The organism is Paenibacillus sp. MAHUQ-63 (assembly GCF_028765165.1).
GTDB lineage: Bacteria > Bacillota > Bacilli > Paenibacillales > NBRC-103111 > Paenibacillus_E.
In genome coordinates, this window is the sequence record NZ_JARADB010000011.1 from 26,434 (window position 1) to 41,050 (window position 14,617).

At 43.8% G+C, this 14,617-nt stretch carries 14 protein-coding genes; all 14 read left to right on the forward strand.

Features of this window, described 5'->3' with window-relative positions; all coding sequences use genetic code 11:
• The first annotated feature begins 12 nt into the window (after window positions 1–12).
• Entirely contained in the window at window positions 13–1,218 is a 1,206-nt protein-coding gene (locus tag PUT07_RS32475) for a DegT/DnrJ/EryC1/StrS family aminotransferase (RefSeq protein WP_274472943.1), read from the forward strand.
• Window positions 1,208–1,786, forward strand: a complete 579-nt coding sequence (locus PUT07_RS32480) for an acyltransferase (RefSeq protein WP_274472945.1) — start codon at window positions 1,208–1,210, stop codon at window positions 1,784–1,786. The genes PUT07_RS32475 and PUT07_RS32480 overlap by 11 nt, the downstream gene beginning before the upstream one ends.
• Complete coding sequence (locus PUT07_RS32485; RefSeq protein WP_274472946.1) at window positions 1,783–3,090, forward strand: nucleotide sugar dehydrogenase; 1,308 nt, start codon at window positions 1,783–1,785, stop codon at window positions 3,088–3,090. The genes PUT07_RS32480 and PUT07_RS32485 overlap by 4 nt, the downstream gene beginning before the upstream one ends.
• Window positions 3,091–3,107: 17 nt before the next feature.
• On the forward strand, window positions 3,108–4,142 hold the full coding sequence (locus PUT07_RS32490) for a Gfo/Idh/MocA family protein (RefSeq protein ID WP_274472947.1): 1,035 nt from the start codon (window positions 3,108–3,110) through the stop codon (window positions 4,140–4,142).
• Between the two features lie 89 nt (window positions 4,143–4,231).
• Window positions 4,232–4,642, forward strand: coding sequence for a flagellar protein FlaG (locus PUT07_RS32495; RefSeq protein WP_274472948.1), 411 nt, complete (start codon window positions 4,232–4,234; stop codon window positions 4,640–4,642).
• A gap of 27 nt (window positions 4,643–4,669) precedes the next feature.
• Window positions 4,670–6,565: a flagellar filament capping protein FliD gene (gene fliD, locus PUT07_RS32500; protein ID WP_274472949.1), complete on the forward strand. Its 1,896-nt coding sequence runs from the start codon at window positions 4,670–4,672 to the stop codon at window positions 6,563–6,565.
• Window positions 6,566–6,608: 43 nt separating this feature from the next.
• Window positions 6,609–7,010, forward strand: coding sequence for a flagellar export chaperone FliS (fliS, locus tag PUT07_RS32505; RefSeq protein WP_274472950.1), 402 nt, complete (start codon window positions 6,609–6,611; stop codon window positions 7,008–7,010).
• Window positions 7,003–7,344, forward strand: a complete 342-nt coding sequence (locus PUT07_RS32510; protein WP_274472951.1) for a hypothetical protein — start codon at window positions 7,003–7,005, stop codon at window positions 7,342–7,344. The genes fliS and PUT07_RS32510 overlap by 8 nt, the downstream gene beginning before the upstream one ends.
• 83 nt (window positions 7,345–7,427) lie before the next feature.
• Window positions 7,428–8,429, forward strand: coding sequence for a CatB-related O-acetyltransferase (locus PUT07_RS32515; RefSeq protein WP_274472952.1), 1,002 nt, complete (start codon window positions 7,428–7,430; stop codon window positions 8,427–8,429).
• A gap of 252 nt (window positions 8,430–8,681) precedes the next feature.
• On the forward strand, window positions 8,682–8,879 hold the full coding sequence (locus PUT07_RS32520) for a cold shock domain-containing protein (protein ID WP_274472953.1): 198 nt from the start codon (window positions 8,682–8,684) through the stop codon (window positions 8,877–8,879).
• A 166-nt stretch (window positions 8,880–9,045) separates the two neighbouring features.
• Window positions 9,046–9,594, forward strand: coding sequence for a ribosome hibernation-promoting factor, HPF/YfiA family (hpf, locus tag PUT07_RS32525; RefSeq protein ID WP_274472954.1), 549 nt, complete (start codon window positions 9,046–9,048; stop codon window positions 9,592–9,594).
• Window positions 9,595–9,853: 259 nt separating this feature from the next.
• Window positions 9,854–12,373 (forward strand): preprotein translocase subunit SecA, encoded by a 2,520-nt coding sequence (secA, locus tag PUT07_RS32530; RefSeq protein ID WP_274472955.1) that lies wholly within the window; start codon window positions 9,854–9,856, stop codon window positions 12,371–12,373.
• A gap of 72 nt (window positions 12,374–12,445) precedes the next feature.
• A protein-coding gene (prfB, locus tag PUT07_RS32535) for a peptide chain release factor 2 (protein WP_274472956.1) occupies window positions 12,446–13,565 on the forward strand; the annotation gives its coding sequence in 2 pieces (ribosomal slippage) (window positions 12,446–12,517 and window positions 12,519–13,565; 1,119 coding nt in all).
• Between the two features lie 144 nt (window positions 13,566–13,709).
• Window positions 13,710–14,585: a YitT family protein gene (locus PUT07_RS32540; protein WP_274472957.1), complete on the forward strand. Its 876-nt coding sequence runs from the start codon at window positions 13,710–13,712 to the stop codon at window positions 14,583–14,585.
• The last annotated feature ends 32 nt before the right edge of the window (window positions 14,586–14,617 follow it).

Sequence of the window (14,617 nt, forward strand, 5' to 3'; positions counted from 1 at the left end):
TTTGGAGGAAAAATGAAAATACCTTTACTTGATCTATCAAAACAATATTTAAATATTAAAGATATGGTAGACAATGTATTAATAAGGGTTACAGAATCAACTCAATACATTTCGGGACCAGAGGTAAAAGCATTTGAATCCGAGATAGCTTCATACTTAGGTTGTAAGTATGCAATCTCTTGTGCAAATGGTACTGATGCACTTATCATTTCTTTAAAAGCTTTGGGTATTGGACCTGGTGATGAAGTGATTACGTCTCCATTTACGTTTTTCGCTACCGCTGAGGCAATCTCAAGTGTTGGAGCAACACCAGTTTTTGTTGATGTAAATCAAGATACTTATAATATAAATCCGACTTTAATTGAATCAAAAGTGAACTCTAAGACAAAGGCAATTATACCTGTTCATATATTTGGACAATCTGTTGAGATGGATCCTATTATTGATATAGCCAAAAAGTATTCTTTATATATTATTGAGGATGCATGCCAAGCTATAGGGGCGGAGTATAAGGAAAAGAAGGTTGGGACAATAGGAGATATTGGATGCTTTTCTTTCTTTCCGACTAAGAATTTAGGAGCGTTCGGTGACGGTGGGTTGATGGTGACCAATTCCGATAAAATAGCAACAATTGTAAGGGGGCTTAAAGCTCACGGCAGTGGACATGCGGGAATGCTTGCGTACAGAAATTTAAATCCCGGTTTAGATGAATCAAACACAAAAACAATAAGTGGTTTAGATGAGCAATCAGCAAAATACTATAATTATTTAGTGGGATATAATTCAAGATTAGACGAAATTCAAGCCGCTGTTCTACGAATTAAGTTAGTCTACTTAGACAAATGGAATGATTCTAGGAGACAATTGGCAGCAAGATATACAAAGAATTTAAATGAAACTTTATTAGTGACTCCAAAAGTTTCAAGTCAAGGAAGAGAAGTTTTTCATCTTTATATTGTTCAAACGGAAACAAGAAGTCAATTAGTAAAATATTTAAGTATGAAGGGCATATCAACAGGTGTTTATTATCCTGTTCCTCTCCATCTTCAAACAGTCTACCAACATTTGAATTATAAAATGGGAGATCTGCCGGTATCTGAGTATTTATCTCATCGAACTCTTGCTTTGCCACTGTATCCGGAGATGTCTCAAGCTGAACAAGATTACATTATTGATTGCATAAATCAATTTGAAAGCGAGAATCAAGATGGAACCTGAAGTTTTTATTCATGAATCGAGCTATGTTGACCAGCCATGTGAAATAGGTACTGGAACAAAGGTTTGGCATTTTAGTCATATTATGGCTAACTCAAAAATAGGTAATAATTGTAATATTGGTCAGAATGTTGTCATTTCGCCGTATGTTATTTTGGGTAATAATGTTAAAGTCCAAAATAACGTATCCGTTTATACTGGGGTTACTTGCGAAGATGACGTATTTTTAGGTCCATCTTGTGTCTTTACAAATGTTACTAATCCAAGAAGCCATATTAATCGTAAAAGTGAATATAAACAAACTCTAGTTGGAAAAGGTGCAACAATCGGTGCTAATGCTACGATAGTTTGTGGGCATAATATTGGTAAATATGCATTTGTTGGTGCAGGTGCAGTTATAACAAAGGATATCCCAGATCATGCTCTTGTTGTTGGGAATCCATCAAAGATAGTAGGTTGGGTTTGTCAATGTGGGGAAAAACTTCGATTTATACAGGATCAAGCTATCTGCTTAAAATGTAAGTTTGAGTATATATTGATTGATGGACAAATAAGGGAAGTGCTAATATGAGCGAGACCTTGCTAAGGAAAATTCAAACTAAAACTGCGGTTATTGGAGTTGTTGGTTTAGGTTACGTAGGCCTTCCACTAGCCTTAGAGAAAGCAAAGGCAGGATTCCGCGTCATTGGATTTGATATTCAAGTAGACAAAGTTGAGAAGGTAAACCAAGGGATAAATTATATAGGTGATATTATTGATAGCGAGTTTACGGACATAGTTTCAAAAGGAATGCTTTCGGCAACTTCCGATTTCTCGTTTGTTAAAGATGTAGATTGTATTGCAATTTGTGTTCCAACACCATTGGATAAGTACTATCAACCTGATATTTCTTATGTTGTTAATTCAACAAAAGACATTGCGAAATTTTTAAACAAGGAAATGTTAATCATTCTTGAAAGTACGACGTATCCTGGTACGACTGAAGAAATATTGAAGCCAATTCTTGAAGGAAGTGGCCTAAAATGTGGAGAGGATTTCTTTTTGGCTTTTTCGCCTGAACGTGTAGATCCGGGAAACAAGCTTTATGGTACAAAAAATACGCCGAAAGTTGTAGGAGGAGTAGGAGAAGTCAGTACTAGACTCGCTGCTGCTTTATATCGAAGTGTTTTAGAGGGGGAAATTCATGAAGTTTCTAGTCCAGCTGTAGCAGAGATGGAGAAAATACTCGAAAATACTTTTCGAAATATAAATATTGCGCTTGCAAACGAAATGGCAATACTTTGCAATAAAATGGGGATTAATGTCTGGGAAGTTATTGATGCTGCAAAGTCAAAACCATATGGCTTTATGGCATTCTATCCAGGTCCTGGATTAGGAGGGCATTGTATTCCTGTTGACCCCTTTTACCTAACTTGGAAAGCTAGAGAATATGATTATCACACTAGGTTGATTGAAACTGCAGGTGAGATAAATATCTATATGCCGCAGTTTGTGACAGAAAGAAGTATGAAGATTTTAAATCGCTTCAAAAAAACGATGAACGGTTCCAAGATTTTACTTCTTGGTGTAGCATACAAACAAGATATTGATGATCTGAGGGAATCTCCTGCTTTAAAAGTTATTGAGCATCTAGAGAAAGAGGGGGCATTAATCAGCTATTATGACCCATATATTCCGGAATTTAAACATCAAGGGAAGGAATATCGGTCCATCGAACTAAATCATGAGAAACTTAATAATTCAGACCTAGTTATTTTAACTACGATGCATACACAATACGACTATGAAGCTATTGCACGGGATGCTAAATTTATTTTTGACACGAAGAATGCGTTTAAGCATATTAGAAACCGGTCCAATATAGAGGTTTTATAGAGAATGGAGCGATTGAAATGGGTGGAAAAAAACTAAAAGTCGCTTTAGTTGGCTGTGGAAGAATATCAGCAAATCATTTTGAAGCGATCGATAAGAACCCCAATTTAGAACTAGTCGCTGTTTGTGATGCTCTTCAAGAAAGAGTTGAAGAAGCAGCTCAGAAATGGGATGTTGCTTCTTATACATCTTATGAAGAAATGTTGGATAAATCAGAAATTAACATAGTGACTCTGTGTACACCAAGTGGTCTACATTCTAAGCAGGCAGTCATGGCAGCATCCAGAAAAATTCATGTAATTACAGAAAAACCTATGGCAATTACATTAAAAGATGCTGATATGATGATAGAAGCTTCTATAAAAAATGATGTTAAATTATTCGTGGTTAAACAAAACAGATTAAATACGACTCTTCAGCTTGTTAAAAGAGCTGTTAAAAAGAATAGATTTGGGAAAATCTATATGGCTACTGTAAATGTGTTCTGGCAACGGCCACAGAGCTATTATGACGCGGCATCCTGGCGAGGGACATGGGAGTTAGATGGCGGAGCATTTATGAACCAAGCTAGTCATTATGTGGACATGTTAGAATGGTTAATTGGTGATGTAGAGAAAGTATACGCTATTACTGATACTATGGGTCGTGACATTGAGGCAGAGGATACAGGGAGTGCTGTATTACGTTTTCAAAATGGTGTAATTGGGAATATGAACGTGACCATGCTAACCTACCCTAAAAACCTTGCAGGTAACTTAACTATCCTTGGTGAAAAAGGCACTGTGATTGTTGGGGGGACATCCGTAAATACAATTGAGAAATGGGAATTTGATGAGCCAGACGAGGATGACATTCTTGTTCATGATGCAAGTTATACGCCTCCATCGGTTTATGGATTCGGCCATCAAGGATATTATGAAAATGTTACGGATGTGCTCATGAATGGAGCCATGGCGGGAACTGATGGAAATGAGGGAAGGAAATCATTAGAGGTGATACTTGCGATTTATCAATCAGCTAGAGAGAATAGAGAGATTAAGCTTCCATTGTTTTGAAAAGTAAAATATACACAAAGACTATAACAACTAAACAACCTCCATCCGATATAAAAGATATACGTATATCTTCGGATGGAGGTTTTTCTATGACCATTAGTAACCCAATTGGTGGGTATGGAAGTAACGGGGATAACAGGCCGGCTCCTGAGCCAGTAAGGGTCCATAAATTGGATGAGATCGGAACCGAAAATGCTGCGGCATTCATTGCATCCAACATTACCAATACATCAGAGCTCAAACAGGCCGAGCTTCAAGGTGAAAATGTTACGATTAGTGATGCTCAGCTAGTTAAGGCGATTGAACATGCAATCAAGGCTATTCAAGGGAGAACAACGTCTCTTGAATTTTCCATCCACCAGAAGACAAAGCTGATTTCTGTGAAAGTTTTAGATAAGGACACTGGTGAAACAATTCGTGAAATCCCACCAGAAAAGAGCTTGGATTTCGTCGCCAAGCTGTGGCAAATGGCAGGAATCCTTGTAGATGAGAAAAGATAGCTATCTAATTGGAGAGGACAGAATAACATGGTAATGCGTTTAAGCGGGTTTTCGAATACAGGCATAGATATTGATGAAACCGTTAAGAAATTGGTCGCAGCTGCACGAATTCCTCAAGATAAGTTGAAACAGCAAAAGCAACTGCTGGAATGGCAACGTGACGATTACCGCGCTATGAACACTAAGATTTTGAATTTCCGGAGTGCTGCATCAGACATGACACGCCAAGCCGTGTATCAAACTAAGAAGTCCACTTCTGCTGATGATAGTGTTGTTTCAGTAACTTCGACGGCTACAGCTCCGGAAGGGATTTACTCTTTGAAGATAATTAAGCTCGCGACTTCTGCGTCCGTTACTTCAGGTAAGACGGGGCTGGCTTCAGAAACGGCAGAGCTCAAAGCAATTGACGCAACTTTCACCAAAGCAACTACGTTGACAATTGGGGGTGAAAAAGGATCGGCAACAATCAATGTGAAGCCAACGGATACTATCGCCGGTCTAGTTGCTGCTGTTAATGCAAAAACGAGCACGACAGGTGTTACAATGAGTTATGATGCTACGTTGGACAAGTTTTTCTTTGCTTCCTCTTCTACGGGTAGTAAGGCAGAGATTAATCTTAAAATGGGCAGTGAAGAGAATGGACACAATCTGTTAAATTCCCTTTTAAAGTTGAACTCGGGTACACCAACTACACCAGTTCCGGTAGACCAAGTGAACAAGGGTCAAATCATCACAGGTACCCAGGTGTTTGCGTCGGGCATCACCACCTTGATCGATGAGGATCTCACAACTACCCAAAAGTTTCATGTGGAGGTTAATGGCAAATCCTTTGACATGGATATTACAAAAACGACGACAGTAGGCCAGCTAATTGATCAAATCAATAGTTCGGACATTGGGAAATCGGGAGTTTCCGCCTATTTGGATGCAAATAATAAAATTGCTTTCAATAACCCGGATCAAACTAAAACAATTACGTTCGGTGATGGCACAACTGACACTTATGATTTGCTGGATAAATTAGGTGTGAAGGCACCAATCACAACAGCAGATCAAGATTATGCTGCGTACAGTATTAAAGGCCAGAAAGCGCAGATTGAATTTAACGGCGCGGCTGCCGAGTATGATACGAATACTTTCTCAATCAGTGGAATGAACATTACGATTAAAAAAGAACAGTCTACAGCTGTTAATATCACGAATACACGTGATGTGGATAGTGTCTTTAACGCTATTAAATCATTTGTAGATAAATATAACGAGCTGGTAGACTCCGTTAATACGAAATTATCAGAGAAAAGGTATCGTGATTTTAGTCCATTAACAGACGAGCAACGAGAAGCTATGGAAGAAGATCAAATTAAGCAATGGGAAGATAAGGCGAAGAGCGGTACGTTGCGCAGTGACTCCCTGCTAACCCGTGGGCTGACCAATTTCAGGACATCCTTCTCTTCAGCAATCGACGGTCTTCCTGTTGGTAATGCCAAAACGTTATCCCAAATTGGTATTTCTAGTACGAATATAAGCGGGAGTGTCATATCCGGGAGCTATCTGGAGAATGGTAAGATCTACATTGACGAAGATAAGCTAAAAAAGGCGATTGCGGAAAAGCCGGACGAAGTAATGGCATTATTCACAGCGAATGATGGCTTAAAGGACTCGGATAAAGGAGATGGGCTAGCGAGACGTTTGTCAGACCAAGCCGATGCTTTATTTAAGAACATCACAGCTAAAGCAGGCATTACCAACAGTGTGGATACAAGTTACCTAATGGGTAAAACCATGAAGGATATGGATAAACGGATTGACGCTATGACTGATAAGCTTGAAGCCCTTGAAACTCGTTACTACAATCAATTTACTGCAATGGAAAAATATATAAGCCAGATGCAAGCGCAAAGTTCGCAACTGTTGTCTCAATAAATGGGCTAAGAAGAGTCCTACTTTTTACTAGGGGGAATAACAAATGATTCAAGCCCAACGTAATAAATACTTGGAGAATACGGTACAAACCGCTAGCCCGGCACAATTGCTAATTATGCTTTGTGACGGCGCCATTCGCTTTTGCCGCGCCGGTATAGAGGCTTTGAAAAATACGAACTACCAAGACGCTAACACCAACCTAGTCAAGGTGCAGGATATTATTAGCGAATTCTCCATTACAATCGATCGCAATGCACCAATCTCCGGGGACTTGCTGAGACTCTATGAGTACTTTATATATCGTTTGATTGAGGCTAATATGAAGAAATCGGTTGAGCCTGCTGAAGAAGTCCTTGGTTATCTGATTGAGCTCAAAGAAACCTGGCTTCAAGCTGCTAAACAAGTTAACGCTGCTTCAGCAACAGCGGGAGCTGTCCATGGATAAGCTGGTAACAGAGCTAGAACGATTGACTCAGCAGGGCCTTGCAGACTTGGTGACGATGGATGTCGAGCGTATAACTGACTTTATGGAGCAACGAGGCGAGATTATGCAAAAGCTTATTGAAGCCAGAGAAAAGGCGACAGCTATTGATAAGAGCGCATATAAGACTCGTATTCAATCCGTCCTAAGTTTGGATGCCATTTTCATCAAGAAGCTCGAGCAGTTTAGGAATGAAGCCAGTTTACAATTGGCTAAGCTCGACGCGGGGAAAACGCAAAGAAATGCATATGATAACCATTATGATGGGGAAAGTCTCTTTTTTGATCGAAAGAAATAAAGAAATGAAACAACCTTCAGCCTCGTAGCGGAAGGTTGTTTATCTTATGATATAGATTATATTAATTATGGAGGGGTTATAGGATGATTAATGTCGGGTACAGCGATTCCATTCGAACATTTACATTTAAAAATGGGGAGAAGGAGAATTTCCCCTTATTCACCATTGGGAAGAATAGTTACATTAATAGTATGGATGTTCAGCATTCAGAAGGAAATGAAACAATAAACATTCATATCGGAAATTATTGCTCATTTGCTTATAATATTCAATTACTAGTTGATAGGAACCACGATTATTTATCTATCTCCACATCACCGCTTTTGGAGGTGAATAGGAAACTTAAAAAGAAAGGTCAAATTATTATCGGGCATGACGTGTGGGTAGGCAATGAAGTAACGTTACTATCGGGAATCCATATTGGACACGGCGCTGTTATAGGTGCGGGAACCATTGTGTCTAAGGATGTACCTCCATATGCCATTGTTACAGGAAATCCAATGAGAATTGTGAGGTATAGATTTGATGAGAAGATCATCGATCAACTTCTGAGAATCCAATGGTGGAACTGGAGTAAACATAAAATCGATATGAATAAAGAATGGTTTGGTAAAGAAATAGAAGAATTTGTAGATAAATTCGAAACTAATCAGATTAAAGATATAGCAGAAATTGAGATGACTACAAATAGTGTAAGATTACTATTTATACCGGATTTTGATGACACGTATCCAATTTGGGAGAAAGTCCTCAACCAGTATTTGAATGTATTTTCTATTAATGATGATATAACCCTGGTTTTGAGAATTGAACAGGGACTAAATTTTGATGGAAATGTAAATAAAGTTATTCAAGTAATTTCAGCTTTTGGAGTAGAACGAGCAGCAGACATCCTTGTTGTTAATGATTCTATTAGCGATATGCGAAGTTTATTTAAAAGTGTAGATTATTTTATCACAAACAGGAACCCTTGTACGATGGAACTTGTGGATATAGCGAATTTGTTTAACGTTACTGTGCTTTCAGGAGTTGATACTCCTATATTTGATAAATCGATGTACACAACCAAATCACAACAAGCCTGACTTATCCATAATCCCCTCAACAGGACCTGTGGATAATGTGAATAATCCTGTGCATAACTTTGTGCATAAATGGGATAAACCATTGATACGACAGCATTCTACAAATTCCGCACTTATCCACGGCTTGTATATACCGGAATTTTCAAAAAATTTACGTTAGAGCCAAGTTTCAAATTGACAGGCCAAGCGCGACGGTGTTATAGTCGAAAAGTAAGGGCTTACATTTTTTAAAACGAAGGGAATGTGTACGTTATGCAAGGTAAAGTGAAATGGTTTAACGCAGAAAAAGGTTATGGCTTCATTGAGCGTGAAGACGGTGGGGATGTATTCGTACATTTCTCAGCGATCCAAGCTGAAGGTTTCAAAACGCTGGACGAAGGTCAAGCTGTAGAGTTTGACATCGTGGAAGGCGCACGCGGACCACAAGCCGCTAACGTGAACAGATTATAATGAATCCGGCACACCGGTGCCGCTAGTATACACCTACGAACATGCACACCCTGGGAATCGTCCTGGGGTGTTTTTTTGCGTAAAATATTATGCTCGGAATTTAAAGGAATTATGAAGATGGAGTGGAATGTAGTATAATGTAAGTAAGGAAGGGAGATGTTTAACTATGATGATTAGCATTCGCGGAGAACACCTTGAAGTAACTGAAGCACTCAGGGACTATGTCGAGAAGAAATTAACAAGACTAGATAGGTACTTTGATGCTCCCCTCACATCCGACGTACAAGTTAAGCTAAGCGTGGTTAAAGGTCTGCAAGCCATTGAGGTATCCATTCCCCTTACAGGCGTGCTGCTAAGAGCCGAAGAACGCAACACGGACATGTATGCTTCGATTGATTTGGTCGTGGACAAGTTGGAACGCCAAATTCGCAAGCACAAAACGAGAACCAACCGCAAAATTCGCGAAGAAGGCGGCAAGCGCGATCTGTTCAAAATCGAAACATCGCCGGTCACCTATGTGGATGAGGAAGAGGACTTTGAATTGGTCCGCAACAAACGCTTCGATCTGAAGCCGATGGATGTGGAAGAAGCGATTTTGCAAATGAATCTGGTTGGTCATAACTTCTTTGTATTCTCCAATATGGACACAGACACTGTGAATGTAGTATATAAGCGTAACGACGGCAAATACGGATTAATCGAGCCGGCGATCTAACACATACGAGATAACCACAAAGCTTGATTCGACCCGTTCGAATTAAGCTTTTTTCTATTGAAAGCCGGAGCTCAGACGTCGTTCATTTAGCATGCATGCATTTCGGACAACGATTGAATACTATAGAAATAGGTTTTAAAACGTGAGCTTTATGAGCCATCAGGATGGATTAAAGCATGGAGATACAGGCTCTGTTGCGGCAAGCTGGTCAAAGGTGGTACAATTTAAGGATACGAATGCAATGGAAAGGGGTTCACCGATGCTAGGACTAGTGAAGAAAATTTTTGGTGATTCCAATGAACGGGAAGTTAAACGGATGTTGAAGGCTGTTGATTATATCAACGAGCTTGAAGCGACGATTCAGCCGTTATCCGACGAAGAGCTTAAAGGCAAAACGGTGGAGTTCAGAGAACGCCTGGCCAAGGGCGAGGATCTGGATGATTTGCTGCCGGAAGCTTTTGCTGTTGTGAGGGAAGCGGCCAAGCGTGTACTCGGCAAGCGTCACTACGACGTTCAGCTCATCGGAGGTATGGTACTGCATGAAGGCCGTATCGCGGAGATGAGAACAGGGGAAGGGAAAACGTTAGTTGGAACCCTTCCGGTTTACTTGAATGCCTTGTTGGGCAAAGGCGTGCATGTAGTAACGGTCAATGACTACCTGGCACAGCGCGATAGCGCCGAAATGGGCGAAGTCTATAAATTCCTCGGCCTGACGGTTGGGGTTAACCTGCATGAGCTTTCTCATGAAGAGAAGCAAGCGGCTTACGCTTGCGATATTACGTATGGAACGAATAACGAATACGGCTTCGACTACCTGCGCGATAACATGGTGCTATACAAAGAGCAGATGGTTCAGCGCCCGCTGTATTATGCGGTAATCGACGAAGTAGACTCGATCTTGGTCGACGAAGCGAGAACGCCTTTGATTATTTCCGGACAAGCCGCTAAGTCCACGGATCTTTATTATGCGGCGGACCGTTTTGTTTCGAAGCTGAAAGAGGAAGAGGACTTCACAATTGATATCAAAGTGCGTTCCATTGCTCTGACGGAAGAAGGCGTCGCGAAGGCAGAGCGCGCATTCGGCATTGAGAACTTATTCGATCATCAAAATGTGAACATTAACCATCACGTGACTCAAGCGCTTAAAGCGCGTTTCATCATGAAGCGTGACGTGGATTACGTCGTTCAAGACGACGAGGTCATGATCGTCGATGAATTTACAGGCCGGATTATGACAGGCCGCCGATATAGCGATGGGCTGCACCAAGCGATTGAAGCCAAAGAGCAGCTGCAGGTTCAAAATGAGAGCATGACGCTGGCGACCATTACGTTCCAGAACTATTTCCGGATGTATCGTAAGCTTGCGGGGATGACAGGTACGGCGAAAACGGAAGAAGAAGAGCTCAAGAAGATTTACGGTCTTGAAGTTATTATCGTTCCGACGAACCGTCCGATGATTCGTAAAGATATGCCGGATGTGGTATATAAATCGGAGAACGGTAAGTTCAGGGCTGTTGTTGAGCAAATCGTAGAGAAGCACAAGCTGAACCAGCCTGTTCTTGTAGGTACGGTGTCGATCGAGAACTCGGAAAGACTGTCCGAGATGCTCAAGAAGAAAGGCGTTCCGCATAAAGTGCTTAACGCCAAATACCATGCCGAAGAGGCGGAAATCGTATCGCGTGCGGGTCAACCGGGTGCGGTCACGATTGCAACGAACATGGCGGGCCGCGGTACGGATATCATGTTGGGCGAAGGCGTACACGATATCGGCGGTTTGCATATTATAGGTACGGAACGTCATGAGAGCAGACGGATCGACAACCAGCTGCGCGGACGTGCGGGACGTCAAGGCGACCCGGGTTCCTCCCAATTCTATCTCTCTCTGGAGGATGAATTGATGAAGCGTTTCGGTGCGGAGAACATCATGGCGATGATGGACCGCCTCGGGATGGAAGAGGACCAACCGATCGAGAGCAAGCTGATCTCGCGTGCGGTGGAGTCTGCTCAGAAGCGCGTTGAGGGTAATAACTTCGACGTGCGGAAAGTCGTTCTACAGTATGACGACGTCATGAACCAACAGCGTGAGATCATTTATAAACAGCGCCGCGAGCTGCTGGAATCGGAAAATATCCGCGAAGTGATCGAGGGTATGATCAACGCTGTGATCGAGCGTGTCGTGAAAGCACATTGTCCGGAAGAAACGATCCCGGAAGAATGGGAATTGCAAGAGGTCGCTAATTTTGTGAATAACAACTTCCTTCAGGAAGATGCGCACATCAGCGATCAAGATATTTGGGGCAAAGAGCAAGAAGAGATTATCGAATATATTAAAGAGCTCGTAGCCAAACGCTACGATGAGCGTGAAGAAGAGATCGGTCCGGAATTCATGCGTGAATTCGAGAAGGTTGTCGCGCTGCGTGCGGTAGACTCCAAATGGATGGATCACATCGATGCGATGGATCAGCTGCGCCAAGGGATTCACCTGCGTGCTTACGGTGGTACGGATCCGCTTCGTGAGTACCAGTTCGAAGGCTTCGAGATGTTCCAAGAGATGATTGAGAACATTCGTGAGGAAGTCGCGATGTATATCATGAAGGCACATGTACAGAGCAACCTGGAGCGTCAAGCGGTAGCAGAAGGCCAAGCGGTGGATACAAAGAATGAAGCTGCAGGCAAAAAGCCAGTCGTACGCGGCGACGAGAACCGTATCGGACGCAACGACCCATGCCCATGCGGCAGCGGCAAGAAGTTCAAACAGTGCCACGGACAAGGCAGCTAAGGCGAATCGAATCCAATCGAAGATTGGTTAAGCCGCTTTTAGAGGCATAAGAGAATAAAGAGGTGTTAAGATATGCTGGAACCAGAAGTGAAACAAGACTTAAGAGAAACAGCAAAGCGACTAACCGAATTACGGGGGTCTCTTTGACTTAGATCATAAACTGGAAATGATCGGCGATCTCGAGGAGAAAATGGGAGCGCCGGACTTCTGGGACGATAACGAACGCGCCCAGAAGACGATTGCCGAGCTTAACGCGGTGAAGAGCGTTGTGGATCAATTCCAAGGCTTCTCGAACGAGTTCGAGGACCTGCAGGTCATGGTCGAGCTCGAGGAAGAGGAGAGCGATGCCGGCCTGGTGGCTGACATTGAGTCAGGCATCGCGGCGCTCAAGACCAGGCTCGAAGCCTTCGAGCTTGGCTTGCTGCTCAATCAGCCATATGACCGGCTGAATGCGATTCTGGAGCTACATCCCGGTGCGGGCGGCACGGAGTCGCAGGACTGGGCGGAGATGCTGCTGCGCATGTACCGCCGTTGGGCGGAGAAGCGGGGCTACAAAGTCGAGGTGCTCGACTATTTGCCCGGCGATGAAGCCGGCGTGAAGAGCGTCACGCTGCAGATCACGGGCTTCAACGCCTACGGCTATTTGAAGGCGGAGAAGGGCGTGCACCGGCTCGTGCGTATTTCGCCGTTCGATGCGTCCGGCAGACGCCACACGTCCTTCGTGTCGTGCGATATCATGCCGGAAATCGAAGACGATACGGAGGTTGAGATCCGCACGGAGGATCTCAAGGTCGATACGTATCGCGCCAGCGGTGCCGGCGGTCAGCATATTAACACCACGGACTCCGCCGTACGGATTACGCATATTCCGACGGGCGTCGTGGTTAGCTGCCAGCAGGAGCGCTCGCAGATCAAGAACCGCGAGAAAGCGATGAAAATGCTGCGCTCCAAGCTCTACGAGAAGAAGATCGAAGAGCAGATGAAGCAGCTGGCGGAGATTCGCGGCGAACAGTCCGATATCGGCTGGGGCAGCCAAATCCGTTCGTATGTCTTCCATCCATACAGCATGGTCAAGGATCACCGGACCTCTGCGGAGACAGGCAATGTCGGCGCGGTCATGGACGGAGATCTGGATATGTTCATCGATGCGTTCCTGCGCCATCAGATTAAGAAGCCGGAGAACGAGGAGTAAAGCGAAGCGAAGCGAGCGGCGGTTATCGACGTGGCCGGCATTAAGCGGAATCCACTCGCTGAGCCGTGCCGCGCATAGCCAAGACTTCAGACGATCATCCTACACCTAACAGGTGTAGGTTTTTTTGTGAGAGGAGGGCCTAGGGTGTCCCGAAGCCGAAAAGAACCATGGATACGGATAGGAAGTCCAGCGCATACCGTATTGGAATATACGTTATTAATAGTAGGCTCGTTAATTATGGCGGCGAGCTTTAACTGTTTTCTGAACGCGAACCAAATTGCCACCGGAGGCGTATCGGGCATTTCGACGATCGTTCAGTATGTGGCGGGTGTGAGCCCGGCAATCACCCAGTGGGCACTCAACATACCGATTTTCCTTTTGGCCTTGTGGCTGCTCGGCGGACAATTCGGGTTGAAAGCGGCCGTAGGATCGGTCGTATTCCCGCTGTGCGTCCTTGTCACCAGCCATCTGGGTATTCCGACGCATAATCCGCTGCTAGCCGCCGTTTACGGCGGAATCGGCGTAGGGTTGGGATTGGGTATCGTTTTCCGCGGCCGCGGATCGACAGGGGGTCTAGGGTTGGCCGCACAAATTTTACATAAGTATACGGGCTTGAGTTTGGGTTTCTCGGTTGCGGTGTTCGACGGCTTGGTCATTATCAGCTCAGCGCTGGCGTTTACGCCGGAGAATGCCCTGTACGGGTTGATCGGGCTTTTCGTCACGACCAAGACGATCGATATCGTGCAGCTGGGCTTCAATTATGCCAAAGTGGCGTTTATAATTTCGGATCAGACGGAGGCGCTGCGCAAAGCGATTCTGTACGATTTGGACCGCGGCTTAACGGAATTAAACGGCTCGGGCGGATTTACCGGGGAGTCGCGGACGGTGATGATGGTCGTGGTGAAGCAGAGCGAAGTGAGCCGGCTGAAGACGCTGGTGCGGTCGGTGGATCCGCAGGCTTTTGTGATTTTGAGTGAAACGAATGAGGTGCTGGGCGAAGGGTTCAAGCGGCATGCCTAGGTGCGGCGATTGGCGTTTCTACGGCTCTCACA

Coding starts and splice junctions, on each gene's coding strand:
- PUT07_RS32475 (WP_274472943.1), top strand. CDS start 13: ATGAAAATACCTTTACTTGATCTATCAAAACAATATTTAAATATTAAA.
- PUT07_RS32480 (WP_274472945.1), top strand. CDS start 1,208: ATGGAACCTGAAGTTTTTATTCATGAATCGAGCTATGTTGACCAGCCA.
- PUT07_RS32485 (WP_274472946.1), top strand. CDS start 1,783: ATGAGCGAGACCTTGCTAAGGAAAATTCAAACTAAAACTGCGGTTATT.
- PUT07_RS32490 (WP_274472947.1), top strand. CDS start 3,108: ATGGGTGGAAAAAAACTAAAAGTCGCTTTAGTTGGCTGTGGAAGAATA.
- PUT07_RS32495 (WP_274472948.1), top strand. CDS start 4,232: ATGACCATTAGTAACCCAATTGGTGGGTATGGAAGTAACGGGGATAAC.
- fliD (WP_274472949.1), top strand. CDS start 4,670: ATGGTAATGCGTTTAAGCGGGTTTTCGAATACAGGCATAGATATTGAT.
- fliS (WP_274472950.1), top strand. CDS start 6,609: ATGATTCAAGCCCAACGTAATAAATACTTGGAGAATACGGTACAAACC.
- PUT07_RS32510 (WP_274472951.1), top strand. CDS start 7,003: ATGGATAAGCTGGTAACAGAGCTAGAACGATTGACTCAGCAGGGCCTT.
- PUT07_RS32515 (WP_274472952.1), top strand. CDS start 7,428: ATGATTAATGTCGGGTACAGCGATTCCATTCGAACATTTACATTTAAA.
- PUT07_RS32520 (WP_274472953.1), top strand. CDS start 8,682: ATGCAAGGTAAAGTGAAATGGTTTAACGCAGAAAAAGGTTATGGCTTC.
- hpf (WP_274472954.1), top strand. CDS start 9,046: ATGATGATTAGCATTCGCGGAGAACACCTTGAAGTAACTGAAGCACTC.
- secA (WP_274472955.1), top strand. CDS start 9,854: ATGCTAGGACTAGTGAAGAAAATTTTTGGTGATTCCAATGAACGGGAA.